The sequence below is a fragment of the Streptomyces sp. NPDC047869 genome, from assembly GCF_040704065.1.
Classification (GTDB): Bacteria; Actinomycetota; Actinomycetes; order Streptomycetales; family Streptomycetaceae; genus Streptomyces.
On sequence record NZ_JBEYRK010000003.1, the window covers coordinates 66,011 to 89,438 of the forward strand.

20 protein-coding genes and 2 pseudogenes are annotated in these 23,428 nt (G+C 74.0%); 14 read left to right on the top strand and 8 right to left on the bottom strand.

The window, feature by feature from the left end; translation table 11 throughout:
- Positions 1-9: 9 nt before the first annotated feature.
- Positions 10-459, bottom strand: a complete 450-nt coding sequence (locus AB0924_RS05045) for a VOC family protein (RefSeq protein WP_358931424.1) — start codon at positions 457-459, stop codon at positions 10-12.
- A 109-nt stretch (positions 460-568) separates the two neighbouring features.
- Here AB0924_RS05045 and AB0924_RS05050 point away from each other — a divergent pair, with 109 nt between their 5' ends.
- Both AB0924_RS05050 and AB0924_RS05055 read left to right on the top strand, forming a co-directional pair.
- A complete protein-coding gene (locus AB0924_RS05050; protein WP_358931426.1) occupies positions 569-1,111 on the top strand; it encodes a CGNR zinc finger domain-containing protein in 543 nt (180 codons plus the stop codon).
- Positions 1,112-1,268: 157 nt separating this feature from the next.
- Positions 1,269-4,577 carry a S8 family serine peptidase gene (locus AB0924_RS05055; RefSeq protein WP_366910675.1) on the top strand — a complete coding sequence of 1,103 codons (3,309 nt, stop codon included), beginning with the start codon at positions 1,269-1,271 and terminating at the stop codon, positions 4,575-4,577.
- A gap of 224 nt (positions 4,578-4,801) precedes the next feature.
- Here AB0924_RS05055 and AB0924_RS05060 read toward each other — a convergent pair whose 3' ends face one another.
- A complete protein-coding gene (locus AB0924_RS05060) occupies positions 4,802-5,680 on the bottom strand; it encodes a hypothetical protein (RefSeq protein WP_366910676.1) in 879 nt (292 codons plus the stop codon).
- Position 5,681: 1 nt separating this feature from the next.
- Positions 5,682-6,224 (bottom strand): sigma-70 family RNA polymerase sigma factor, encoded by a 543-nt coding sequence (locus tag AB0924_RS05065; RefSeq protein WP_366910833.1) that lies wholly within the window; start codon positions 6,222-6,224, stop codon positions 5,682-5,684.
- Positions 6,225-6,569: 345 nt separating this feature from the next.
- Between AB0924_RS05065 and AB0924_RS05070 the strand changes: the two genes are divergently transcribed.
- The 3 genes and pseudogenes from AB0924_RS05070 to AB0924_RS05080 form a co-directional block, all read left to right on the top strand.
- The gene (locus tag AB0924_RS05070; protein ID WP_358931432.1) at positions 6,570-7,589 is read left to right on the top strand and encodes an aspartate-semialdehyde dehydrogenase; all 1,020 of its coding nucleotides are present in this window, start codon (positions 6,570-6,572) and stop codon (positions 7,587-7,589) included.
- A 124-nt stretch (positions 7,590-7,713) separates the two neighbouring features.
- Positions 7,714-10,284, top strand: coding sequence for an aminopeptidase N (pepN, locus tag AB0924_RS05075; RefSeq protein WP_358931434.1), 2,571 nt, complete (start codon positions 7,714-7,716; stop codon positions 10,282-10,284).
- Between the two features lie 220 nt (positions 10,285-10,504).
- Positions 10,505-10,837 (top strand): annotated as a pseudogene (locus AB0924_RS05080) (DUF1203 domain-containing protein); the annotation flags it as partial.
- On the opposite strand, the gene AB0924_RS05085 reads toward AB0924_RS05080, so the two are convergent.
- Entirely contained in the window at positions 10,744-11,757 is a 1,014-nt protein-coding gene (locus AB0924_RS05085; RefSeq protein ID WP_366910677.1) for an EamA family transporter, read from the bottom strand. The pseudogene AB0924_RS05080 and the gene AB0924_RS05085 sit on opposite strands and share 94 nt — an antisense overlap.
- Positions 11,758-11,866: 109 nt before the next feature.
- Between AB0924_RS05085 and AB0924_RS05090 the strand changes: the two genes are divergently transcribed.
- Together AB0924_RS05090 and AB0924_RS05095 are read left to right on the top strand one after the other, a co-directional pair.
- A complete protein-coding gene (locus tag AB0924_RS05090; protein WP_358931438.1) occupies positions 11,867-12,373 on the top strand; it encodes a MarR family transcriptional regulator in 507 nt (168 codons plus the stop codon).
- Between the two features lie 12 nt (positions 12,374-12,385).
- Positions 12,386-12,487, top strand: a pseudogene (locus AB0924_RS05095) (TetR/AcrR family transcriptional regulator); the annotation flags it as partial.
- A 102-nt stretch (positions 12,488-12,589) separates the two neighbouring features.
- Here the strand turns inward: AB0924_RS05095 and AB0924_RS05100 are convergent.
- From AB0924_RS05100 to AB0924_RS05110, 3 genes are read right to left on the bottom strand one after another with little or no spacing between them, the layout of a single operon-like run.
- A complete protein-coding gene (locus tag AB0924_RS05100) occupies positions 12,590-12,865 on the bottom strand; it encodes a hypothetical protein (protein WP_358931440.1) in 276 nt (91 codons plus the stop codon).
- A 58-nt stretch (positions 12,866-12,923) separates the two neighbouring features.
- Positions 12,924-15,002, bottom strand: a complete 2,079-nt coding sequence (gene malQ, locus AB0924_RS05105; protein WP_358931442.1) for a 4-alpha-glucanotransferase — start codon at positions 15,000-15,002, stop codon at positions 12,924-12,926.
- Positions 15,003-15,248, bottom strand: a complete 246-nt coding sequence (locus AB0924_RS05110) for a hypothetical protein (protein ID WP_358931444.1) — start codon at positions 15,246-15,248, stop codon at positions 15,003-15,005.
- A 150-nt stretch (positions 15,249-15,398) separates the two neighbouring features.
- Between AB0924_RS05110 and AB0924_RS05115 the strand changes: the two genes are divergently transcribed.
- The 5 genes from AB0924_RS05115 to AB0924_RS05135 all read left to right on the top strand — a co-directional run bounded on the left by AB0924_RS05115 (position 15,399) and on the right by AB0924_RS05135 (position 19,930).
- Complete coding sequence (locus tag AB0924_RS05115; RefSeq protein ID WP_358931446.1) at positions 15,399-16,016, top strand: RNA polymerase sigma factor; 618 nt, start codon at positions 15,399-15,401, stop codon at positions 16,014-16,016.
- Positions 16,013-16,894, top strand: a complete 882-nt coding sequence (locus AB0924_RS05120) for a zf-HC2 domain-containing protein (RefSeq protein WP_366910678.1) — start codon at positions 16,013-16,015, stop codon at positions 16,892-16,894. The genes AB0924_RS05115 and AB0924_RS05120 overlap by 4 nt, the downstream gene beginning before the upstream one ends.
- 347 nt (positions 16,895-17,241) lie before the next feature.
- Positions 17,242-18,003: an ABC transporter ATP-binding protein gene (locus AB0924_RS05125; RefSeq protein ID WP_366910834.1), complete on the top strand. Its 762-nt coding sequence runs from the start codon at positions 17,242-17,244 to the stop codon at positions 18,001-18,003.
- Positions 18,000-19,331 carry a hypothetical protein gene (locus tag AB0924_RS05130; RefSeq protein ID WP_366910679.1) on the top strand — a complete coding sequence of 444 codons (1,332 nt, stop codon included), beginning with the start codon at positions 18,000-18,002 and terminating at the stop codon, positions 19,329-19,331. Before AB0924_RS05125 ends, AB0924_RS05130 begins: the two co-directional genes overlap by 4 nt.
- Positions 19,328-19,930 (top strand): hypothetical protein, encoded by a 603-nt coding sequence (locus tag AB0924_RS05135; protein WP_366910680.1) that lies wholly within the window; start codon positions 19,328-19,330, stop codon positions 19,928-19,930. Before AB0924_RS05130 ends, AB0924_RS05135 begins: the two co-directional genes overlap by 4 nt.
- 44 nt (positions 19,931-19,974) lie before the next feature.
- Here the strand turns inward: AB0924_RS05135 and AB0924_RS05140 are convergent, their stop codons facing one another.
- On the bottom strand, positions 19,975-20,511 hold the full coding sequence (locus tag AB0924_RS05140) for an HNH endonuclease (RefSeq protein ID WP_199210575.1): 537 nt from the start codon (positions 20,509-20,511) through the stop codon (positions 19,975-19,977).
- Positions 20,512-20,826: 315 nt separating this feature from the next.
- On the opposite strand from AB0924_RS05140, the gene AB0924_RS05145 reads away from it, so the two are divergent.
- Both AB0924_RS05145 and AB0924_RS05150 read left to right on the top strand, forming a co-directional pair.
- The gene (locus AB0924_RS05145; RefSeq protein ID WP_358931455.1) at positions 20,827-21,930 is read left to right on the top strand and encodes a mechanosensitive ion channel family protein; all 1,104 of its coding nucleotides are present in this window, start codon (positions 20,827-20,829) and stop codon (positions 21,928-21,930) included.
- 233 nt (positions 21,931-22,163) lie between these two features.
- Complete coding sequence (locus AB0924_RS05150; protein WP_358931457.1) at positions 22,164-23,375, top strand: ROK family transcriptional regulator; 1,212 nt, start codon at positions 22,164-22,166, stop codon at positions 23,373-23,375.
- Positions 23,376-23,428 lie beyond the last annotated feature (53 nt).

Consider the following 23,428-nt stretch of genomic DNA (forward strand, 5'->3'; position numbering starts at 1 on the left):
CGCGGGGTCCTAGAAGAAACCGCAGGTCGGAGCGGATGCGTGCGGAGCGGGCGCGCCCTCGGCGCCGTGCGGGACCGAGATCTCCAGGCGGGTGCCGTCCGGGTCGTGGAAGAAGATCCCGCCCGAGGCCGAGCCCTCCCGGTGGGCCACCACGCCCTCGTGGGCGAACTCCACCCCGGCGGCCCTGAGCGCCGCCTCGTACTCCCGGACCCGGTCCACCGAGCCGACCGCGAAGGCGAGGTGGTGCAGTCCGGCCCGGCCGCCGTCGTAGGAGTCGCGGGCCTGCTGCCAGAGGGTGAGGACGGGCCCGTCTCCCCCGGTCTCGCCGAGGAACGCGTACCTGCGGCCGTCCTCCTTGCCCTCGGCGAGCAGCGCGAAGCCCAGGACGTCCCGGTAGAAGGCGAGGGAACGGTCGAGGTCGGTGACGTTCAGGCCGGTGTGGCCGGTGCGCAAGGTCATGGCTCTCCCCTTCGGACTGTCTAACCTTCGTAAACCACGTTAGAGGGTTAGAGAGCGACGCGTCAACCGGTCACGTACGCTTGAGCGGTTAGCAGAGAAGGAGCCCCTCATGTCCACCGCCCGTGAACCGCGCCCGCTCACCGGCGAGCCCCTGGCCCTCGACCTGCTCAACACCCGGTGGATCAAGGAGGGCGCGCCCCAGGACCTGCTCGACGGCACCGAGGGCCTCGCGGTGTGGCTCGCGGACAACGGGCTGGCCGGCGAGCACCCGGCCGACGCGGACGTACTGCGTCATCTGCGGCAGGCGCGGGACGCCCTCGGCGCCGCGGTGGACGGGTCACTGGAGGAGGGCGCGCCGCTCGTGGACGCCGTGCTGGCGCACGGGCGCATCAGGGCGCGGCTGACCGGCGAGGGAGCTTTCGAGGAACCGGAGTTCACCGACGCCTCCTGGGCTCCGGCCTGGCTGGCCGCCCGCGACTACCTGGACCTGCTCGACCGGGCCCCGGACCGGATCCGCCGCTGCGCCCACGAGGCGTGCGTCCTGCACTTCTTCGACACCTCCCGGAACGGCACCCGCCGCTGGTGCTCGATGGCGTCGTGCGGAAACCGCGCCAAGGCCTCCCGGCATTACGCCCGCACCAAGGAGAGTTGAGCCAATCCGGGACACGACGGGATTCATCCCGCCAAATCCCATCGCGGGTTTTCCCCATACATTGATTACGTTCAGGTCAACGGTCCCCAAATTCCTTTGCCTTGGGTAAAGCTGTGCGCTCGTCCGGCACTGGTTTCCTCACCTGCAAGGGATGCCGATGACCCACACCCCCGAGCGCGACCCGATATCCGGCCCGAGACGCCTGGCCCGCATAGCCGTGGCCGTCGGCGTGGTGGCCGCCCTCTCCGCGGCCGGGCCCATACCGCTGGCCCTCGGCGCGGACGCGCCACCCGCCACGGCCGATCCCGCCGTCAAGTCCGCCCACGACAAGCTCGGTTCGGACGACGCCGACCGGCTCGCCGAGGCCAAGGCGGACGGCGACAAGAACGTCACGATGATGATCGCCACCGCCCCCGGGCAGACCGAGCAGGTCGCCTCGGAGCTGGACGCGGTCAAGGGCGGCTCGGTGGGCCGCACCTACGACAAGCTCGGCTACGTCCGCGCCACCGTGCCGACCGCGAAGGCGGACTCGGCGATCGCGGCCGCCGCGAAGCTGTCCTCGGTGCACGCGATCGACCTGCGCCAGGAGATCGCGCTGGACGACCCGACGCCCAGCGCGGACACCGCCCAGGGGGCCAAGGGCCAGGGTTCGGCGTCCACTTACTCCGGGCCGGGCAAGAGCACCCCGGCCGAGAACCCGTACAACCCGTCCTTCGAGACCGGTGCCGTCGACTTCGTCCAGGACCACCCGAAGGCGGACGGCCGGGGCATCACCATCGGCATCCTCGACTCCGGCGTGGACCTCGGCCACCCGGCGCTGCAGAAGACCACCACGGGCGAGCGGAAGATCACCGACTGGGTGACCGCCACCGACCCGATCATCGACGGCGACGGCACCTGGCGCCGGATGACCAACCCGGTCAGCGGCCCGTCGTTCGCCTACGGCGGCGCGACCTGGAAGGCGCCCGAGGGCAGCTACCAGGTCAACCTGTTCCGCGAGTCGTCGACGGCCGGCGGCGACGCCAAGGGCGACGCCAACCGGGACGGCGACACCACCGACGTCTGGGGCATCCTCTACGACCCGGCCGCCGGCACCGTCCGCGTCGACCTGAACAACAACTTCGACTTCACCGACGACACCCCGATGAAGCCGTACAAGGACGGCTACCAGATCGGGTACTTCGGCACCGACGACCCGAAGACCGACGTGGTCGAGCGGCAGCCGTTCGTCGTGCAGATCCGCAAGGACGTGCCGACCGACCCGTACGGCGGCGACTGGGTCGGCAAGACGGCCGACTTCGTCAACATCGGCGTCATCGAGTCCGAGCACGGCACGCACGTCGCCGGCATCACCTCCGCCAACGGCCTGTTCGGCGGGCGGATGAACGGCGCGGCCCCCGGCGCGAAGATCGTCTCCTCCCGGGCCTGCACCTGGAGCGGCGGCTGCACCAACGTCGCGCTCACCGAGGGCATGATCGACCTGGTCGCCAATCGCGGCGTCGACATCGTCAACATGTCCATCGGCGGTCTGCCGGCGCTGAACGACGGCAACAACGCGCGCGCCGAGCTGTACACGCGGCTCATCGACACCTACGGCGTCCAGCTGGTGATCTCCGCGGGCAACTCCGGCCCCGGCGCCAACACCATCGGCGACCCCGGCCTCGCGGACAAGGTGATCTCCGTCGGCGCGACCATCTCCAAGGAGACCTGGGCCGCCAACTACGGCTCGGCCGTGGAGACCCGGTACGCGATGATGCCCTTCTCCTCGCGCGGCCCGCGTGAGGACGGCGGCTTCACCCCGACCCTGAGCGCCCCCGGCGCCGCGATCAACACCACCCAGACCTGGCTGCCGGGCTCCCCGGTCGCCGAGGCGGGCTACTCGCTGCCGGCCGGCTACTCGATGCTCCAGGGCACCTCGATGGCCTCCCCGCAGGCGGCGGGCGCGAGCGCGCTGCTGCTGAGCGCCGCCAAGCAGAAGGGCATCGACCTGACGCCCGCGAAGCTGCGCACGGCGCTGACCTCGACCGCCGACCACATCAGCGGCGTCCAGGCCTACGAGGAGGGCGCCGGTCTCATCGACATCGTGGACGCCTGGGACGCGATCCGCGACGGCGCCACCGCCCACGACTACACCGTGAAGGCCCCGGTCGACACCGCGATCGACTACGCGCTGAAGACCCCGGGCTTCGGCACCGGTCTGTACGACCGCGAGGGCGGCCTGAAGGCCGGCCAGCGCAAGACGTACGACGTCACCATCACCCGTACCTCCGGCCCGGACCGTGCCCTGCGGCACGAGCTGAGCTTCGAGAACAACGCCGGCCGGACCTTCCGGATCCTCGGTGACGACGAGGTGCGGCTGCCGCTGAACCAGCCGGTGACGGTCAAGGTCCAGGCGGCTCCGGGTTCCGCGGGCCTCAAGAGCGCGATCCTGGACGTCGACGACCCGCGCACGGAGGGGGTCGACAAGCAGATCCTCACCACCGTCGTGGTCGCCGCCCCGGTGAACTACACCTGGTCCGCGTCCGGTTCGGTGCAGCGCAACAGCACCCGCTCGTACTTCGTGACCGTGCCCGAGGGCGCCAGGTCGCTGGAGGTCGCGATCGGCGGGCTGAAGGACAAGAGCCAGACCCGGTTCATCTCGATCCACCCGTACGGCACTCCGGTGGACAACACCAGCACCCCGTACTGCTACAACAACTACCTCGACGGCAACGGCTGCAAGCCGGACGTCCGCTCCTACGCCGACCCGCAGCCCGGCGTCTGGGAGGTCGAGGTCGAGGCCCGCCGTACGTCCCCGCTGCTCGACAACCCGTACAAGCTGGACGTCACCGTGCTCGGCGCGGCCTTCGACCCGGAGACCGTGACCGTGCCCGAGGCGAAGGTCGGCACGCCGGCCACCGTCTCCTGGAAGGTGACCAACAAGTACGCGGCGCTGGACGGCAAGCTGGTCGGCGGCCCGCTGGGCTCCGCCAAGTCGGACCGCCCGGCCATCAAGGAGGGCGAGACGCAGACCACCACGGTCAACGTCCCGGCCGGCGCCAAGTCCCTGGACGTGGCGATCGGCAACGTCTCCGACGCGGCCGCCGACCTGGACCTGACCGTGTACGACGCGAACGGCACGCAGGTCGCGCAGTCCGCGGACGGCGACTCGGAGGAGGCGGTCTCCATCCCGTCCCCGGCCGCCGGCACGTACACCGTCAAGGTCGTCGGCTACTCGGTCCCCGCCGGCTCGACCGACTACGACTACCGGGACGTGTTCTTCTCCAGCACGCTCGGCAACGTCACGGTCGACGGCTCGGCCGCGGTCAAGCTCGGCACGGGCGACTCGGCCACGGTGAGCGGGCAGGTCACGGCCGCCGCCGAGGCACCCGCGGGCCGCGAGTTCTTCGGCCAGGTCCAGCTGGTCAACGGCCGCGGCACCGCCGCGGGCACCGGCAGCGTGAAGATCGAGAAGGTCACGCCGTAACGGGGTGATCCCAGGCGAGGGGCGGGTGTCCGGACACGGGCACCCGCCCCTTCGCCGTCCACCGGGTCACCGTCCCCCGGCACGGTCCGTCCCAGCCGCCGCAAGCGGCACACACGTCCGCGTGACCTCGCTCCGGCACGACGAGGACGACGACCGCCGCCGCGGCGAGCAGCGGCGGCGCTCCCTCGACAGCGGCCCGGTGCCACGGCCTCACGGTGCCCCGCTCACGGCTCGTCGCAGGGGGCGGGCGCCGACTCGGGCGCGGTGCCGGTGAGCCGGGCGCGTTCGGCGGCCACACGGGTGTCGCCGACGGCCCACAGGGTCGCCTCCTGCCGGCCCCGGCCCACCCCGGCCAGCACGTGCTGCCCCCGGCGCGGGGCGGGGCTCGCGGCGTCGCCGAGGAGGAAGGCGACCTCCGACGGGCCGTGGGCGGGGCGGTAGGAGCGGGTCACGGTGAGCACGACGCGGATCCTGGGGGCCCGCGTCCGCCGGTCCACCCGGGCCACGGTGCCCTCGGCGAGCAGCCGGTAGCAGGAGAGCGCCGACCCGCCCGCGGCCCGGGCCGGGGCATCCGCCTCGCTCTTGGCGTCGGCGCTCTTGTCCGAGCTCATCGAGGCACCGCCGCCCGACCGCACCACCACCCAGCCGAGCCCCGCCACCAGCCCGAAGGCCATCACCCCGGCGACCGCCCCGAGCACCACCCGCACCCCCCGCCGGACCCCGCCCGCCCGCGCGGGCCGCCCGGCACCGCCCGGCCGTCCGACACTCCGAGGACGGCGGGCGCCCCTGGCGATGGGCTCAGCACGGCCGGCGCCCGCGGCGGCCGTCCCGGACGCGGCCCGGCCGTGCTCCTCGGCGGCCGCCGGCCCCCGCTCCGGCCGCTCCGGCCGCTCCGGCCGCTCCGGCCGAGGCTCCCCCGTCAGCGCCTCCGCGAGCCAGTCCAGTTGTTCCCTGAGTACCGTGACGTCCGCCTCGGCCGACCGGTGTTCCGCGAGGAAGGCGGGGTCGTCCTGGGCGTCCGGCGGGAGGGGGGTGCCCGTGATGGCGGCCATCAGGGCGTCCATGCCGCCGTGCTCCCCGGTGCCCTCGTGTCCGGCGGGCATCTCACACCACCTCGTCCTCGTGCAGTCGCCGGCGCAGGGCGCGGACCGCCGTGTGCAGCCGGCTCTTGACCGTTCCCTCGGGAACGCCCAGTTCCTCGGCGATGCCGCGCACCGGCAGGTCGGCGAAGAAGCGCAGGATCAGGACCTGGCGCTGGGCGTCGGGCAGTTCGTCCAGGCCCCGGGCGACGGCGAGCGAGAGCACGCTGGTCTCCTCGCCCGACAGGTGCGCGGGCTCGCGCAGGGCCGCCAGCCGCTCCCCCAGCCGCTCCTGGCGCCGTTTGGCCCGGTGCCAGTCCATGGCGAGGTTGGAGGCGACGACCGCCGCCCAGGCCGACACGTCCCGCGGCGCCTCGCGCCCGCTCGCGGCCCGCTCCAGCAGCCGCAGGCGGACCTGCTGCACCCCGTCCGGCAGGTCCGCCTGCGGCACCCCGCCGAGCGCGAGCACCGCCCGCACCCGGCGTTCCTGGGCCGCGTCCAGTGGGTCCCCGCCGGTACGGTCCGCACCGGCGTACGCCCTCTGGCCGCGGCGCGCCCCTCCGCGCAGCACAAGCCACCCCCTCACGCGTTTGCCCCTACGACGCACGAGGAGGCGGAAACGTTCGGCCGGGCGCCGGGGAGGTGGGAGGCGTACGTCACACCACCGTGTGGGCGGGACGCCGATGGGCAGGGGCGGCACAGCACAGCTTCCGGCGCGAGGCCGCCGCCGGGGAAACATCTGCAGCTCAGCGCGGTGTACGACGGAGGTCCGGAACCGGACGCCGGGTGATCGTGTCCCACTTTGCGGGCAGACGCCGCAAAGAATTGGACAGGTGGACCGGGACTGGCCGCATGATGGAAAAGCCCCGGTCATGCGAAGGCAAGCAGCAACAGACACACAGAGGGAGTCGCCGTGAGGGTCGGAATCGTCGGAGCCACCGGTCAGGTCGGCACGGTCATGCGCAGGATCCTCGTGCAGCGGAACTTCCCGGTCACCGAGCTGCGCCTGTTCGCCTCGGCCCGCTCGGCCGGGACCGTGCTGGACGGCGTGACGGTGGAGGACGCGGCGGCCGCCGACTACTCCGGCCTGGACATCGTGCTCTTCTCCGCGGGCGGCGCGACCTCCAGGGCGCTGGCCGAGAAGGTCGCCTCCCAGGGCGCCGTGGTGATCGACAACTCCTCGGCCTGGCGCCGCGACCCCGAGGTGCCCCTGGTGGTCGCCGAGGTGAACCCGCACGCCATCGCCGACCGGCCCAAGGGCATCATCGCCAACCCGAACTGCACCACGATGGCCGCGATGCCGGCCCTGAAGCCGCTGCACGAGGAGGCCGGCCTCGAGGCGCTGGTCGTCGCCACCTACCAGGCGGTGTCCGGCTCCGGCCTGGCGGGCGTGGCCGAGCTGCACGGCCAGGTGCAGAAGGTGGCCGCCGAGGCCGACAAGCTGACCCACGACGGCGCGGCGGTCGACTTCCCCGAGCCTCAGGTCTACAAGCGCCCCATCGCCTTCAACGTCCTCCCGCTGGCCGGCTCCATCGTCGACGACGGCCTGGGCGAGACCGACGAGGAGCAGAAGCTGCGCAACGAGTCCCGCAAGATCCTGGAGATCCCGGAGCTGAAGGTCTCCGGCACCTGCGTGCGCGTCCCGGTCTTCTCCGGTCACTCCCTCCAGGTCAACGCCCGTTTCGCCCGGCCGCTCAGCCCGGAGCGGGCGACCGAGCTGCTCGCGGGCGCCCCGGGCGTCGCCCTGTCCGACATCCCGACCCCGCTGCAGGCGGCCGGCCAGGACCCGTCGTACGTCGGCCGCATCCGCCGCGACGAGACGGTGGACAACGGCCTGGCGCTGTTCGTCTCCAACGACAACCTCCGCAAGGGCGCCGCGCTGAACGCGGTCCAGATCGCGGAACTGGTGGCGGCCGAGCTGTCCGAGAAGTAGGCACCGGTGCGAAAGGGGCGGTCACGTGCGCGTGACCGCCCCTTTCGCATGCCCGGGCTCATCGCTTTCCCCGTGGCCGCCATGGAAGGATGGCGCAACCCACACATAACGAGGAGATGACCGCGTGCCTGGCACAAACCTGACTCGCGAAGAGGCGCGGCAGCGGGCGAAGCTGCTGACCGTTGACTCGTACGAGATCGATCTCGACCTCTCCGGCGCGCAGGAGGGCGGCACCTACCGGTCCGTGACCACGGTGCGCTTCGACGTGGCGACCAGGGACGCCACGTCCTTCATCGACCTGGTGGCCCCGGCCGTCCACGAGGTGACGCTGAACGGGGACTCGCTCGACCCCGCCGAGGTGTTCGCCGACTCGCGCATCGCGCTGCCCGGCCTGCTGGACGGGCGCAACATCCTGCGCGTCGTCGCCGACTGCGCCTACACCAACACCGGCGAGGGCCTGCACCGCTTCGTGGACCCGGTGGACGAGCAGGCGTACCTTTACACCCAGTTCGAGGTGCCGGACGCCCGCCGGGTCTTCGCGTCGTTCGAGCAGCCCGACCTGAAGGCGACCTTCCAGTTCACCGTGAAGGCGCCGGACGGCTGGACGGTCATCTCCAACTCGCCGACGCCGGAGCCCCAGGAGAACGTCTGGGTCTTCGAGCCGACGCCGCGCATCTCGTCGTACATCACGGCGCTGATCGTCGGCCCGTACCACTCGGTGCACAGCGTGTACGAACGGGACGGGCAGAGCGTCCCGCTCGGCATCTACTGCCGTCCCTCGCTGGCCGAGTTCCTGGACTCGGACGCCATCTTCGAGGTGACCCGGCAGGGCTTCGACTGGTTCCAGGAGAAGTTCGGGCTGGCGTACCCGTTCAAGAAGTACGACCAGCTCTTCGTGCCCGAGTTCAACGCGGGCGCGATGGAGAACGCGGGCGCGGTCACCATCCGCGACCAGTACGTCTTCCGGTCCAAGGTGACCGACGCGGCGTACGAGGTGCGCGCCGAGACGATCCTGCACGAGCTGGCCCACATGTGGTTCGGCGACCTGGTCACCATGGAGTGGTGGAACGACCTGTGGCTGAACGAGTCGTTCGCCACCTACACCTCCATCGCCTGCCAGGCCGCCGCGCCCGGCTCCCGCTGGCCGCACGCGTGGACGACGTTCGCGAACTCCATGAAGACCTGGGCGTACCGGCAGGACCAGCTGCCCTCCACGCACCCGATCATGGCCGACATCCGTGACCTGGACGACGTGCTCGTCAACTTCGACGGCATCACGTACGCCAAGGGCGCGAGCGTGCTCAAGCAGCTCGTCGCGTACGTCGGCGAGGACGAGTTCTTCAAGGGCGTGCAGGCCTACTTCAAGCGGCACGCGTACGGCAACACGCGCCTGTCCGACCTGCTGGGCGCCCTGGAGGAGACCTCCGGCCGCGATCTGAAGACCTGGTCGAAGCAGTGGCTGGAGACGGCCGGCATCAACGTGCTGCGCCCGGAGATCGAGACGGACGCCGAGGGCGTCATCACCTCCTTCGCGGTCCGCCAGGAGGCCCCGCCGTTGCCCGCCGGCGCCAAGGGCGAGCCGGTGCTGCGCCCGCACCGCATCGCGATCGGCCTGTACGACCTGGACGGCGCCGGCAAGCTGGTGCGCACCGACCGGATCGAGCTGGACGTCGACGGCGAGCTGACGGCCGTGCCGCAGCTCTCGGGCCGGCGCCGGCCGGCCGTCGTGCTGCTCAACGACGACGACCTGTCGTACGCGAAGGTCCGGCTGGACGAGGACTCGCTGCGGACCGTCACCGAGCACCTCGGCGACTTCGAGGCCTCCCTGCCGCGCGCCCTGTGCTGGGCCTCGGCCTGGGACATGACCCGCGACGCCGAGCTGGCCACCCGGGACTACCTGTCGCTGGTGCTGTCCGGCATCGGCAAGGAGTCCGACATCGGAGTGGTGCAGTCGCTGCAGCGCCAGGTGAAGCTGGCGATCGACCTGTACGCCGACCCGGCCGCCCGTGAGGCCCTGCTGACCCGCTGGACCGACGCCACGCTGGCCCACCTGCGCTCGGCGGGCCCCGGCAGTGACCACCAGCTCGCCTGGGCCCGGGCGTTCGCGGCGACGGCCCGCACGCCGGAGCAGCTCGACCTGCTGGACGCGCTGCTGGACGGCTCGCAGACCATCGAGGGTCTGGTCGTCGACACGGAGCTGCGCTGGGCGTTCGTGGAGCGGCTCGCGGCGGTCGGCCGCTTCGACGAGGCGGAGATCGCGGCGGAGTACGAGCGGGACCGGACCGCGGCCGGTGAGCGGCACGCGGCCACCGCCCGGGCGGCCCGTCCGACGCCGGAGGCCAAGGCGGAGGCGTGGGCGTCGGTCGTCGACTCCGACAAGCTGCCGAACGCCGTGCAGGAGGCCGTGATCGGCGGCTTCGTGCAGACCGACCAGCGGGAGCTGCTGGCGCCGTACGCGGAGCGGTACTTCGAGGTCCTCAAGGACGTCTGGGACGCCCGTTCGCACGAGATGGCCCAGCAGATCGCGGTCGGCCTGTACCCGGCGGTGCAGATCTCCGAGGAGACGCTGGCCCGGACCGACGACTGGCTGGCTTCGGCCGAGCCCGGCGCGGCCCTGCGCCGGCTGGTCTCGGAGTCCCGCTCGGGCGTCGAGCGCGCGCTGCGAGCCCAGGCGGCGGACGCGGCCACCGCGTAACGCCGGTACGGCCAAGAGGGCGCCCGGTCTCGCACCGGGCGCCCTCTTCCGTGCGGCCGGTGCGGCCCGCCCGGCCGGTGCGCCGGGTTCGACGTCCGGATTCCGCCGGTGCGCGGCACCGTCGGCGGGCCACGCTGGCCGTATGACGACCTACACCGCACGGCCCCTGCCGCCCCCGGTCCTCGCGGAGCTGCGCGTCTCGGACGACGCGGCCCGCCCGATGGCCGCCTTCGAGGACACCGAGGGCGGCGCGCCGCTGCGCTGCTGCCTGCGCCGCAGCGCACCGGGCGAGCGCGTCGCCCTGGTGTCGTACGCGCCCCTGCGCCGCTGGGCGGCCGCGACGGGCGCCGACCCGGGGGCCTACGACGAGCAGGGCCCCGTCTTCATCCACGCCGGGGAGTGCGCCGGACCGGACGGCGGCGCGCTCCCCTTCACGGGCGCCCACCGCACGCTGCGCCGTTACTCCGCGGACGGCCGCATACTCGGCGGCCGGCTGGTCGAGGACCCGGACGCCTTCGAACCGGCGTTCACGGAGGCCTTCGCCGATCCGGAGGTGGCGCTGGTGCACGTGCGGGCGGTGGAGTACGGGTGCTTCCTGTACGAGGTACGGCGCCCGTAGACCGCTCCGCTCCCGAGCTGCCCGGCCGCCGTCGCCGCGAACGCCAGGGCCATGCCGAGCGCCTGCACGGGGGTGAGCGCCTGTCCCAGGGCCGCCCAGCCGGTCACGGCGGCGGTCAGTGGGGAGAGCGGGCCGAGGAAGCCGGCCCGGGTGGCGCCGAGCCGGCCGATGCCGCGGAACCAGAGCCAGTAGGCGACGGCCGTGTTCGCCAGCGCGAGGTAGAGGTAGCCGCCGGTCGCGCGGCCGTCGAGCGCGGGCGGGGCCCCCTCGGCCAGCAGGGCGACCGGGGCGATGAGCAGACCGCCGGCGGTGAGCTGCCAGCCGGTGAGGGCGAGCGGGCCGACGCCGTCCGGCCGGCCCCAGCGCCGGGTCAGCACGGTCCCCGCGGCCATCGAGGCGGTGGCGGCGACGGCCGCGAGCACCCCGGCCAGGTCGAGGGCGCCGGCCCCCTTGAGCACGACGAGGCTGACACCGAGCGCGGCCACGGCCCCGGTGACCAGCGTGCGCACGGCCGGCCGCTCCCGCAGCAGCGGTGCCGAGAGGCCGACCACGAACAGCGGCCCGGCCGAGCCGACCACGGCGGCCATCCCGCCGGGCAGCCGGTACGCCGACACGAACAGCAGCGGGAAGAAGGCGCCGATGTTCAGCGCGCCCAGCACGGCGGCCTTCGCCCACCAGATGCCCCGCGGCAGCACCCGGGTGAGGGCGAGCAGCAGCAGCCCGGCTGGCAGGGCGCGGACCATGGCCGTGAACAGGGGGCGGTCCGGCGGCAGGAACTCGGTGGTGACGGCGTAGGTGGTGCCCCAGGAGACGGGGGCGAGGGCGGTGAGCAGGACGGTCGTGGGGCGCTTCATCGCAGGCCCTTCCACGGATTTCGGCAAGTGGCAAGCAGCTTAGCGCCAAGCAACTTATCGTCAAGCTACTTTCTTGCCGACGACCGTCCCGAATGGCGATACTCGGCACATGAACGCAGGCCGGCAGCAGCCCCACGACCCCGTCGACGCGATCATCGGTCAGTGGGCGGACGTCCGCCCCGACCTCGACACCCGGGCGATGGAGGTCTTCGGGCGGATCCACCGCCTCTCCCGCGCCATGGGCGACCGCATGGAGAAGGCTTACGAGCCCTACGGCGTCTCCCGCGGCGAGTTCGACGTGCTGGCCACCCTGCGCCGCTCCGGCGAGCCGTACACCCTGTCCCCGCGCCAGCTCTCGGCGACCCTGATGCTCACCACCGGTGGCATGACCGGCCGCCTCGACAAACTGGAGCGGGCCGGCCTGCTGCGCCGCTCCCCCGACCCCCACGACCGCCGCGGGCTACAGGTGACCCTGACCGAGAAGGGGCTGGACGTCATCGACCGGGCCGTCGGTGCGGGTCTCGCCGTCCAGACGGAGGCCCTGTCCCACCTGGACGACGAACAGGCCGGCCAACTAGCCGGCCTGCTGAGGGAGTTGCTGTCCGGGACGCGGTAGGCGGGCGATCAGCAGGGCATCTTCCGGCTGCCGCCGGCGGTGGCGCCGACGCGCGAGGAGCTGATGGCCTGGCTCGGGCCGACCGTGCAGCGGTACCTCACCGCGCCCAGGCCCCTGAGCCCGCCGGGAAACGCCGAGGGCGCCGGCCTCACCCTGGTACGGCGGTGTGCGCGTACCGGAGGGAGGACGGCGCCCTCGGCGGGACGGGGCGGCCGGTCAGGCCTTCACCTCGCCCTTCACGTTGATGTTGGACGTCGTGGTGTCCTTCTTGGCGTGGTACTTCTCCAGCACCATGACCAGGCCGGCGATGATCACGAACAGGGCGATCGGCGCCACCACATAGAGGCCCAGCGTCTGGATGACGCTCAGGCCGGGGCCGGGGTCGTCACCGTCGTCGCGGGTCAGCGCGAGCGCGGGGGACGACATGAGCAGCATCATCAGCGTCGTACCGGCGGCCAGGGCGCCGGCGCGCAGGGCGTTCTTCTTGTCCACACCCTCAAGTTAGCGAACCACCCGGATGGACGCGCGCCCGGGGTCCCCTACGCGGCCCTCACCGTCCCGTCCCCTCCCTGAACACGTCCAGCAGCGCCCGGAGCCGGGGCGAGGCCGCCAGCTCCTCCAGCGTCATCGGGCGGCCCTGCGGATCGGCGACGGGCAGCCGCCAGTTCGGGTACTCGTCCCAGGTGCCGGGCAGGTTCTGCGGGCGGCGGTCGCCGACGCCGTCCGGGAGCCAGACGCCGACCAGCCGGGCCGGGGTGCGCAGCAGGAAGCGGTGGACGCCCTTGATCTCCGCCTCCTCGTCGCTGCCGGGCGGTCCGGCCGCCGGGCTGTCCAGCAGACCGAGGCTGCCCAGCAGGGCGAGCCACTCCGCCGTGTCCGCGGCCGCCTCGGCGCTCTCCTCGGCGGCGGAGCGGGTGAGCAGGCCCAGACGGTCGCGCAGGCCGACGTGGTCGCCGGTGAGGCGGGCGGCGGTGGGTGGCAGGTCGTGGGTGGTGGCGGTGGCCAGGCAGTCGGCGCGCCACTGTTCCGGGGGCAGCGGGCGGCCGTCGCCCTCCCAGTCCCGTTCGAACCAGAGCACGGAGGTGCCGAGCACCCCGCGCCGCTGCAGCCGCTCGCGCACCCCGGGCTCCACGGTCCCCAGGTCCTCGCCGATCACCACCGCCCCGGCCCGGAAGGCCTCGAGGGCGAGCAGGGCGAGCATGGCCTCGGCGTCGTGGCGGACGTAGGTGCCCTCGGTGGGCGGGCTGCCCTGGGGCACCCACCACAGCCGGAACAGGCCCATCACGTGGTCGATGCGCAGGGCGCCGGTGTAGCGGAACAGGGCGCGCAGCAGGTGGCGGTAGGGGGCGTGGCCGGAGGCGGCCAGCCGGTCGGGCCGCCAGGGGGGCAGCCCCCAGTCCTGGCCGTGGGCGTTGAAGGCGTCGGGCGGGGCGCCGACCGACATCCCGGCGGCGAAGTGGTCCTGCTGCGCCCAGGCGTCCGCGCCCTGGGGGTGCACGCCGACGGCGAGGTCGTGCACGATCCCGACGGGCATGCCGGCCTCCAGCGCGGCGCGCTGGGCGGCGCGGAGCTGGCCGTCGGTGAGCCAGGCGAGCCGGGAGTGGAAGGCGACCCGGCCGGCGAGCCCGGCGCGGGCGCGGGCGGTCTCGGCGGAGCGCGGGTCGCGCAGGCCGGCGGGCCACCGGTGCCAGTCCGAGCCGTGGGTCTCGGCGAGCGCGTACCAGGTGGCGTGGTCCTCCAGGGCCTGCCCCTCCTCGGCGCGGAAGGCGTCGTAGGCGGCCTGCCGTCCCGGTCCGAGGGGGACGGCGAGGACCAGTTCCAGTGCCTCCCGCTTCAGCTCCCACACGGCGTCCCGGTCGATGAGGGCGCCCTTGTCGAGGACGTCGGCGCGCAGCCGCGCGGCGCGTTCCAGCAGGGTGCGGACCCGGTCCTGGTCCTCGACGTGCGCGAACTCGTCGATCAGCTCGACGCGCAGGTGCACCGGGTCGGGGAAGCGGCGTGAGGACGGCCGGTACGGCGAGGGGTCGGTCGGGGTGCCGGGCACGGCCGCGTGCAACGGGTTGACCTGTACGAACCCGGCGCCGGCGGTGCGTCCGGCCCAGCCGGCCAGCTCGGCGAGGTCACCGAGGTCGCCCATGCCCCAGGAGAGCCGCGAGAGCAGCGAGTAGAGCTGGACGAGCAGGCCGTAGGAGCGGGTGGCCGGGGTGGGCAGCCGGTCCGGCGCGACGACGAGATGGGCGTGCCCGGTGCGGCCGTCCGGCGCGACGGCGGTCACCCGGTGCGCTCCGAGGGGCAGTCCTTCGGCCGTGTCCCGCGTCTCGCCCTGCTCGGTCCGGACGGTGAGGCGGGTGCCGGCGGGCAGTGCGGCGAGGGCGGCGGGGCCGCCCGGGTCGCCGGCCCAGTGCACGACCGTCGGCGGGAGCAGCCGCTCGCGCAGCTCGCGCTCCCGTTCGGCGAGCGCGGCGCGTACCGCGTCCGGGGTGCCCGCTTCGACGCCGAGGGCGGCCAGGGCGGCCACCACGGCGGAGGCGGGGACGTCGACCGTGCGGTCCGGGGCGGGGCGGTAGGAGGTGTCCACCCCGTGCAGTGCGGCGAGCCGGGCCAGCTCCTCGTCGGCGGCCGCGGCCATCTACAGTCCCGCGCCGAAGAAGTCGGGGATCGGGTCGGACTCGCTGGTCAGCGGGGCGGCCTCGGCGAGCGGTGGCTCGCTGGTCAGGGGTTCGGCGTCGGGCAGGGGCGGCTCGCTGGTCAGCGGCGCCTCCACGCAGGCGCTCTCCGCGCTGAAGACGCACAGCCGCGCGTCGTCGGTCTCGGCGGACGGCTCCGCCAAGGGTTTCCACTGGGCCGGAATGGTGGGATGAGCCGGTGCGGCCACAGGGGCCTCCTTCTCTCTCGATCGCTTGCCGCGGCTAGCGGTGGTCAGGGCAGGCCTACCCCGCGACGCCGAAGCCACTCACCACACCGTCCGGGCACGCGTGTGCGCACCCCGTGAACCGGTGCCGGGCGCGTGGTCGATAGAGGGGGTGTGAGACTGTTCCGCCCCGTGGGGGGCCAGCGGGAGAAGGACGGCGACGGGGACGCGGCACTGCTGCGGGCCGTCGCGGCGGGCGATCCGGCGGCCATGGCCGATCTGTACGACCGGCACGCCGGCTGGCTGCACGCGCGGCTGACCCGGCGCTGTGCCGATCCGGAGGTCGTCCGGGAGGTGCTGCAGGACACGTTCGTCACCGTGTGGCGGTCGGCGGCCGGGCACCGCGGGCAGGAGGCCGGCGGCTGGCTGTGGACGATCGCGGCACGGCGGCTGGTCGACGCGCGGCGGGCGCAGGAGCGGGCCGCGCGGGTGGCGGGTGCGCCGCTGGAGTTCGCGGACGGCGTCCACGAACCCGCCGCGGCGCCCTCCGCCGAGGACAGGGTGCTGGCCGGTCTCGAGTACGGGGACGTCGGCGCCGCGCTGGACCGGATCTCCCCCGAGCTGCGCGAGGTGCTGCGGGCGACCGTCGTCGACGGGCTGAGCACCCGGGAGGCGGCCCGGCTGCTCGGCATACCCGAGGGCACCGTCAAGTCCCGCGCCCGGCGCGCCCGTACGGAGCTGCGGTCGGCGCTGGCCCATCTGAACCCGTCCCCGCTGGGAGGTACGGCATGACCCACGGCAACACGCACGTCTGGCACGCCTCGGCCGGCGTCGTCGCCCGGTATGCCGACGGCTCCCTGGCGGAGCCGGACGCGTGGTCCCTGGAGAAGCACCTGGAGCACTGCCCGGGATGCGCGGCGCTGGTGTCGCGTGCGGTGCGCGGCACGGCCGCGGGGACGGTGCTGGACGAGGTGCGGGAGGCGGTGCTGGGAGCGGCGCACGCGGGGGCCGCGCGCTCCGCGGCGGCCCCGGCCCCGGCGCTGTCCCGGCGGGCCCGGCTGCTCTGGGCCGCCGGGCCGGCCGTGCGGGGGGCGTGGCTGCCGGCCGTACTGCTCGTGGCGGTGGGGGCGATGGCCCTCGGGTACGGGGGCGGTGTGCCCGGCGCTCGGGCGCTGCTGCTGGCGATCGCGCCCGTGGTGCCCGTGGCCGGGGTCGCGCTGTCCTACGGGCCGCACGCCGACCCGCTGTACGAGGTGGCGGCGGCCAGCCCGGCCGGCGGGCTGCGTCTGGCGCTGACCCGGACGGCCGCCGTGCTCGCGGTGAGCCTGCCGCTGCTGACCCTGGCCGGGCTGCTGCTGCCCGCCTCCGGCGCCCCGGCCGCCGCGGCCTGGCTGCTGCCGGGGCTGGCCCTGAGCCTGGGCACGCTCGCCCTGGCCTCCTTCACCGGCTGCCGTACGGCGGCCGGGGTCACGGCCGGGGGCTGGCTGTGCGCCGTCGGCGTGCCCGTGTCCGGTACCCCGGGCGGCGAGGTCACCACGCCTCTGACCGAGCAGCTGTCCCGCTGCTTCGACGGTGCGGGGACGCAGGGCGCGTGGGCGGCGGCGGCCGTCCTGAGCGCCGCCCTCCTCACTGCCCGCCGCCCGGCCTACGACCGCCTGCTCCGCCGGTGATCGCGGGCCCTGCCGCACCGCCCGGCCCCTGACGGCACCACCCGCGACCACCCCGAACCGGCCCGGCGGACACCGCCCGGACCCTGGTCGCCCCACGGCCCGGTGTCGCGGGGCGACCACCCCGGGCCCGGCAGCCGCCGCGGCGTCCCCTGGGGCCGCCCCGTGCGCCCCCTGGGCCACGCCCCTCGGGAACGCGAACCCACCGGAACCGAACCTCGCACCACCCACCACGGCGGCAGCCACCGTGCCGCCCCGCTGACGATCACCTGATCCGCCGATGCTCCGCCACCACCCCGGTGACCCGGCCCCGGCAAGCCATCTCTGGAGACCCCTTGAGTTCCATACTCGTGTCCGGCCTGCGGGTCCGGCACCGGAAGCACCTCGCGCTGGACGGCGTCGATCTGGACCTGGGCACCGGTGTGCACGGGCTGCTCGGGCCTAACGGTGCCGGGAAGACCTCACTGATCCGGGTCCTGGCCACCGTGGCCCGGCCGTCCGCCGGGCGGGTGGAGATCCTCGGCCAGGACACCGCCGGCCACCGCGGGCGGTCCGCGGTCCGGCGCCGGCTGGGCTATCTGCCGCAGGAGTTCGGCTACTACCCCGGCTTCACGGTGCGGGAGTTCGTCGCGTACGTGGCGTGGCTGAAGGAGATGCCCGCCGCGTCCGTCCCGGCCGCCGTGACGGACGCCGTGGCCCGGGTCGGTCTCGCGGACCGCGCCGACGCGAAGATCCGCACCCTGTCCGGGGGCATGGTCCGCCGGGTCGGCATCGCCCAGGCCATCGTCAACGAGCCGAGCGTGCTGCTGCTGGACGAGCCCACCGCCGGTCTCGACCCGGAGCAGCGGGTGGAGTTCCGCGAGCTGCTGCGCGAACTCGGCACCTCGGCCGCGGTGGTCGTCTCCACCCACCTGGTGGAGGACGTGGCCGCCGCCTGCACGGAGGTCACCCTTCTCGACGGGGGCGGGGTCGCCTACCGCGGCACCCCGCATGCGCTCACGCTGATGGGCGAGACCTCGGGCGGGCCGGGCGACCATCCGATCGAGCGCGGCTACACGGCCGCGCTGCGGGCCCACCGCGGCGGAGCGGGGACGCGGGAGTCGGTGCGATGAGCCTCGTGACCGACCGGAGGACACTCGTCGCGCGGGCGCCCCACCCGCTGCGCGCGGAGGCCCTGCGCGGCTTCCCGCCCTTCGCCGGGGCCGCCGTGCTGCTCACCCTCGGTGTGCTGCTGGCCGGCTCCGCCGCCCGCTGGCAGGGCGGCTGGGCGGAGACCGCCACCCAGACGCACACCACCGTGCTGATCGCCGCCCCGCTGGCCGCCGCGGCGGGCTGCTGGCAGGGCGGGCGGGAGCGGCGGCGGCGTACCGAGGAGCTGTGGGGAACGGCAGTCCGGGGGCGGCTCGCCCGGTTCCTGGCCTCGGCGCTGCCCGTCGCGCTCTGGACGGCCGTCGGCTATCTGGCCGCGGCGGGCCTCGCGATGCTCGCCACCTGGCCCTACGCGCAGGGCGACCGGCCGCACCCCGAGCTGCTGCCCGGTGACACCGTGGCGGTGGCGGCGGCCGCGCTGCTCGGGCATGTGGTGGGGCGGGCCGTGCCCACCCGGCTGGCCGCGCCGCTGCTGGCGATCGCCGGGTACGTCGGGCTCGGCGTGCCGTCGATGAGCCATTCGGGTTCCGCGCGGCATCTCAACCCGGCGTTCCCGGTCCTGGCCCCCGACGCCCCGGTGTGGTGGCAGCCGGTCTCGATGGCCGTGTGGACGGCGGGCCTGGCGTTCGCCGCCGTGCTGGCGTACGCCGCGCGGCGCCGGGTGACGGCTCTGCTGCCGCTGGCCGCCGCCGTGGCCGCGGGGGCGGTGCTGACGCAGACCGGGGACGGTCTGTGGCACGAGGCCCCGCTCGCGCGCCGGCAGGTCTGCGACACCTCCACCACCCCCGCGGTCTGCGTGAACGCCCGGTACGCGGGGATGCTGCCGCAGGTCGTCGACGCCCTGTCGGGCATCACGGGCAAGCTCAAGGGGGTGAGGAATCTGCCGGTGCGGTGGGAGGAGCGCGACCACGAGTCGCACGACGCCGAGGCCCAGCTGCCCAACCTCATGCCGCTGGGCTGGTCGGTGGTACGGGGCCGGCTGACCGATCCGCGGGAGTTCGCGTGGGAGGCGACGGCGGCCCTTGAACGGCGCCCCGACTGCCTGCACTCCACGGAGCGGATGCGCCGGGCCGACGACGCCGTGGAGGCGTACCTCGCCCCCAGTCCGGTGCAGGAGAGGTTCGACGAGATCGATGCCCGTGGCGACGCGGCCCACCGCGCCGACCTGCGCAAGCGCCTCGCCGCCCGGGCCGAGCTGGCCGGAATGGGCGCGGAGGAGCGCCGGGACTGGCTGTCGGCGTATTTCGCGACGGCGGGCACCTGTGATGTGAAGGGGGTGCCCGCCCTGTGAACGGCCCCCTCCTCTACGCCCGTTCCCGCGCCCTCCCCCTCACTCTGCTCGCGCTGGCCGGAACCACCGCCTTCGCGGTGTGGGCCGCCGGCCGCCTGGACGCCTATCTCGACCCCTACCGCCGGGTGCCCGTCGTCGCCCTGGCTCCGCTGCTGGCGGCCGCCGTCATCGGCACGAGCCTGTACTCGGCGTCGGACGAGCTGGACCGGACGGCCGTACGGCCCTGGTGGCCGCGGCGGCTGGCGCAGCTCGGGGCGCTGACCGCGCTGGCGGCACTGGTGCTGCCGCTGGCGGTGCTGGGGCACGCGGAGACCTTCGGGCCGCCCGCGGTCGTCCGCAACACCCTCGGGTGCACCGGTGTCACGGCCGCCGCGGCCGTCCTGCTGGGCGCCCGGCTGAGCTGGCTGCCCGCCTTCGGCTATGTGACGGCCGTCTATCTGGCCTCCTCGGGGGCGCGCGGGCGCGCGGTCACGGTGTGGGCGTGGCCGATGCAACCGGGCGCGCAACCGGGCGCCTGGGCCGCGGCGCTGACCGCGTTCGTGGTGGGCGCCGTGCTGTACGCGGTGCGCGGGGCGCGTGCCGAAGGACCCCGCGGCTGAACGAGGCGCCGTCCGGCCACGGGGTGCGCGAAGGCCCGGAATCGTCAGGCTGAGATGCCGTCGATCCGGGCCATGGCGTCGTCCGCGCCGTACGGCTGCAAGTAGGGCAGCCAGCGCGGGTCCCTGTGGCCGGTGCCGATGATGCGCCAGGCCAGACCGGTGGGCGGGGCGGGTTTGTGGCGCAGCCGCCAGCCGATCTCGACGAGGTGGCGGTCGGCCTTCACGTGGTTGCAGCGGCGGCACGAGGCCACCACGTTGTCCCAGACGTGCTTGCCCCCGCGGCTGCGCGGGATGACGTGGTCGACGCTGGTTGCGACGCCACCGCAGTACATGCACCGGCCCCCGTCGCGCGCGAACAGCGCCCGGCGGGTGAGAGGAACGGGCCCCCGGTAGGGAACCCGCACGAAACGCTTCAGCCGGACCACGCTGGGTGCGGAGACTGTGACGGTCGCGCTGTGCATAAAGGCGCCGGATTCCTCGAGGGAGACGGCCTTGTTCTCCAGGACGAGGACGAGCGCGCGGCGGAGCGGTACGACGCCGAGCGGCTCGTACGACGCGTTGAGGACCAGGACGTGCGGCACGGGTGCCTCCTTGGGCGTCGGCGGCGCGTGGCTCGCGCCGGGACGATCTGCAGTCAGTCTCCCCTCATGCCTGGTGAACGCGCCACCATGTCCCGGTAACGGGCTGGGAGTGTTTTCGACCACACCCGATGTGTCCCCCGGATCATGGCGTGTTCAAGCCCAGGTGAGACCCGTCTCCCTTGGGCGGAACGGCGCGGAGCACACACAATGCCCCGTTAGTGTGTTGGTTCTGTCCGTCCGGTGACCTTTTCGTGATCCCGAAGACCTTGACCGCCCCACCGGAGCGGACCGCGCAGCACCATGGAGGTACCTGCCGTGTCCTTGCCCGTCGTCCTTCTGGCCGCCGGCGCGTCCCCCTCGCCGTCCCCCTCGGATTCGACCGGGTCCCCCGTTCCCGCGCTGCAGGACGCCCAGGAGCACGCGACGAACGCCGCGAGCTGGGTGGAGCAGAACTGGTCGACCTGGCTGGCGATGGGCCTGCAGATCGTGCTGGTCGTGGTCGTGGCGGTGGCGCTCAGAGCGGTGGTGCGGCGGGCGATCACCAAGCTGATCGAACGCATGACCCGGACGGTGCAGGCCTCGGAGGGCAGCGCGCTGGGCGGGCTGCTGGTCAACGTCGAGCGGCGCCGGCAGCGGTCGGCGGCGATCGGCTCCGTGCTGCGCTCGGTGGCCAGCTTCCTGATCCTCGGCACGGCCGCGCTGATGGTGCTGTCCACCTTCAAGATCAACCTGGCGCCGCTGCTGGCCTCGGCCGGTGTGGCGGGCGTGGCGATCGGTTTCGGCGCCCGGAACCTGGTCACGGACTTCCTCTCCGGCGTCTTCATGATCCTGGAGGACCAGTACGGCGTCGGCGACATCATCGACGCGGGCGTGGCCTCCGGCGAGGTGATCGAGGTCGGGCTGCGGGTGACCAAGCTGCGCGGTGACGGCGGCGAGATCTGGTACGTCCGCAACGGCGAGGTCAAGCGGATCGGAAACCTCTCGCAGGGCTGGGCGACCGCCGGGGTCGAAGTGACCGTGCGGGCGAGCGAGGACCTGGACCGGGTGAAGACCATCCTGGACGAGGTCGCCGAGAAGATGAGCAAGGAAGAGCCCTGGAACGAGCTGCTGTGGGGCCAGGTCGAGGTGCTGGGCCTGGACAGCGTGCTGATCGACTCCATGGTGCTGCGGCTGACGGCGCGGACCATGCCCGGCAAGTCGGTGGCCGTGGAGCGCGAGCTGCGCTGGCGGGTCAAGCGGGCCTTCGACGCGGCGAGCATCCGCATCGTGGGTGGCGCGACGGCCGTGGAGGACGTCGAGGACGCCCCGGATCCGGCCGCGGCGGTGGCGGCGCCGTCGGTCTACGCCAACGCGGAGTCCCCGCAGTCGGTGGCGGCGACCCCGATCACCCCTCAGCGCCCGGCCCCTCCCGGCAAGTAGCGAAGCGGTCGCGCGCGGCGCCGCCGGCGCCCGGGCCCCACGCCCCCGAGGTAACGACTCCGTTGCCTCGGGGGCGTTGTCTATTGACGCCCTCTTCGTCCTGGGCTTACGTTCCTCCCACGCCAATAGGAAAGTTTCCTAACAGTGATCTTCCGGGCGCCCGTTGATCAAGACTGGACGTCATGCCCGGCGCACTGAAAAGCTGGGCAGTTGGAAAGGCAGGTGTCGACCGCATGGCAGGAACCGCCGGTACGCCGGGCACCCCGCGCGTCCTGCGCGCCATGAACGACCGCGCCGCGCTGGACCTCCTCCTGGAGCACGGGCCGCTGTCCCGTACCCGCATCGGCAAGCTCACCGGCCTGTCCAAGCCGACCGCGTCCCAGCTCCTGGCCCGCCTGGAGGCGGCCGGGCTGGTCCGGGCCACCGGCACCAGCGAGGGCCGGCCGGGCCCCAACGCCCAGCTGTACGCCGTGAACCCGGGCGCCGCCCACGCGGCCGGGCTCGATGTCACCCCGCACCGCATCCGCGCCGCCGTCGCCGACGTCACCGGCCGCACGGTCGGCGAGTACGAGCTGCCCACCCCGGGCCGGCGTCCGGCCCGGCCCGTCGTGCAGCAGGTCACCGAGGCCCTCGACGGCGCCGTGAAGGCCGCGGGTCTCACCCGGTCCGATGTGCACCGGCTGGTCATCGGCACCCCGGGCGCCTTCGACCCGGGCACCGGCCGGCTGCGCTACGCCTCGCACCTGCCCGGCTGGCACTCCCCCAGCCTGCTCGACGAACTCGCCGCCGCGCTGCCGATGCCGGTCGAGTACGAGAACGACGTCAACCTCGTCGCCATCGCCGAACAGCGGCTCGGCGCGGCCCGCGGTCACGCGGACTTCGTCCTGCTGTGGAACCAGGAGGGCATGGGCGCCGCCCTGGTGCTCGGCGGACGGCTGCACCGCGGCTGGACCGGCGGCGCCGGCGAGGTCGGCTTCCTGCCGGTGCCGGGCACTCCGCTGGTGCGCCAGGTGACCAAGGCCAACAGCGGCGGCTACCAGGAGCTGGCCGGCTCCCAGGCCGTACCGCGGCTGGCCCGCGAACTCGGCATCACCGACGTGCCGGCGGGCCCGTACCCCGACGTGGCCGCGGCCCTTCTGGCGCGGGCGGCCGGCCACGCCGGCGGACCGCACCGGGAACTGCTGCGGACCTACGCGACCCGGCTGGCCACCGGTCTCGCCTCGCTGGTCTCCGTCCTCGACCCCGAACTCGTCGTCCTCAGCGGCTCCGCCCTGACGGCGGGCGGCGAGGTGCTGCGCGCCCTCGTCCAGGCCGAGCTCGAGGAACTCGCCGCGGCCCGCCCCCGGCTGGTCGTCGGCGACGTGACGGAACACCCCGTGCTGCGCGGCGCCCTGGAGTCCGCGCTCGCGACCACCCGCGACGAGGTCTTCGACACCTCGCGCTGAGCGCCCGAGCCCCACCGAAGCAGTCCCTCCTCACCCACCCCGTCCCCGGGAGA

Excerpts from the sequence above, each read along its gene's own strand:
- AB0924_RS05045 (WP_358931424.1), bottom strand. The coding sequence starts at position 459 with ATGACCTTGCGCACCGGCCACACCGGCCTGAACGTCACCGACCTCGAC.
- AB0924_RS05050 (WP_358931426.1), top strand. The coding sequence starts at position 569 with ATGTCCACCGCCCGTGAACCGCGCCCGCTCACCGGCGAGCCCCTGGCC.
- AB0924_RS05055 (WP_366910675.1), top strand. The coding sequence starts at position 1,269 with ATGACCCACACCCCCGAGCGCGACCCGATATCCGGCCCGAGACGCCTG.
- AB0924_RS05060 (WP_366910676.1), bottom strand. The coding sequence starts at position 5,680 with ATGCCCGCCGGACACGAGGGCACCGGGGAGCACGGCGGCATGGACGCC.
- AB0924_RS05085 (WP_366910677.1), bottom strand. The coding sequence starts at position 11,757 with ATGAAGCGCCCCACGACCGTCCTGCTCACCGCCCTCGCCCCCGTCTCC.
- AB0924_RS05090 (WP_358931438.1), top strand. The coding sequence starts at position 11,867 with ATGAACGCAGGCCGGCAGCAGCCCCACGACCCCGTCGACGCGATCATC.
- malQ (WP_358931442.1), bottom strand. The coding sequence starts at position 15,002 with ATGGCCGCGGCCGCCGACGAGGAGCTGGCCCGGCTCGCCGCACTGCAC.
- AB0924_RS05120 (WP_366910678.1), top strand. The coding sequence starts at position 16,013 with ATGACCCACGGCAACACGCACGTCTGGCACGCCTCGGCCGGCGTCGTC.
- AB0924_RS05130 (WP_366910679.1), top strand. The coding sequence starts at position 18,000 with ATGAGCCTCGTGACCGACCGGAGGACACTCGTCGCGCGGGCGCCCCAC.
- AB0924_RS05150 (WP_358931457.1), top strand. The coding sequence starts at position 22,164 with ATGGCAGGAACCGCCGGTACGCCGGGCACCCCGCGCGTCCTGCGCGCC.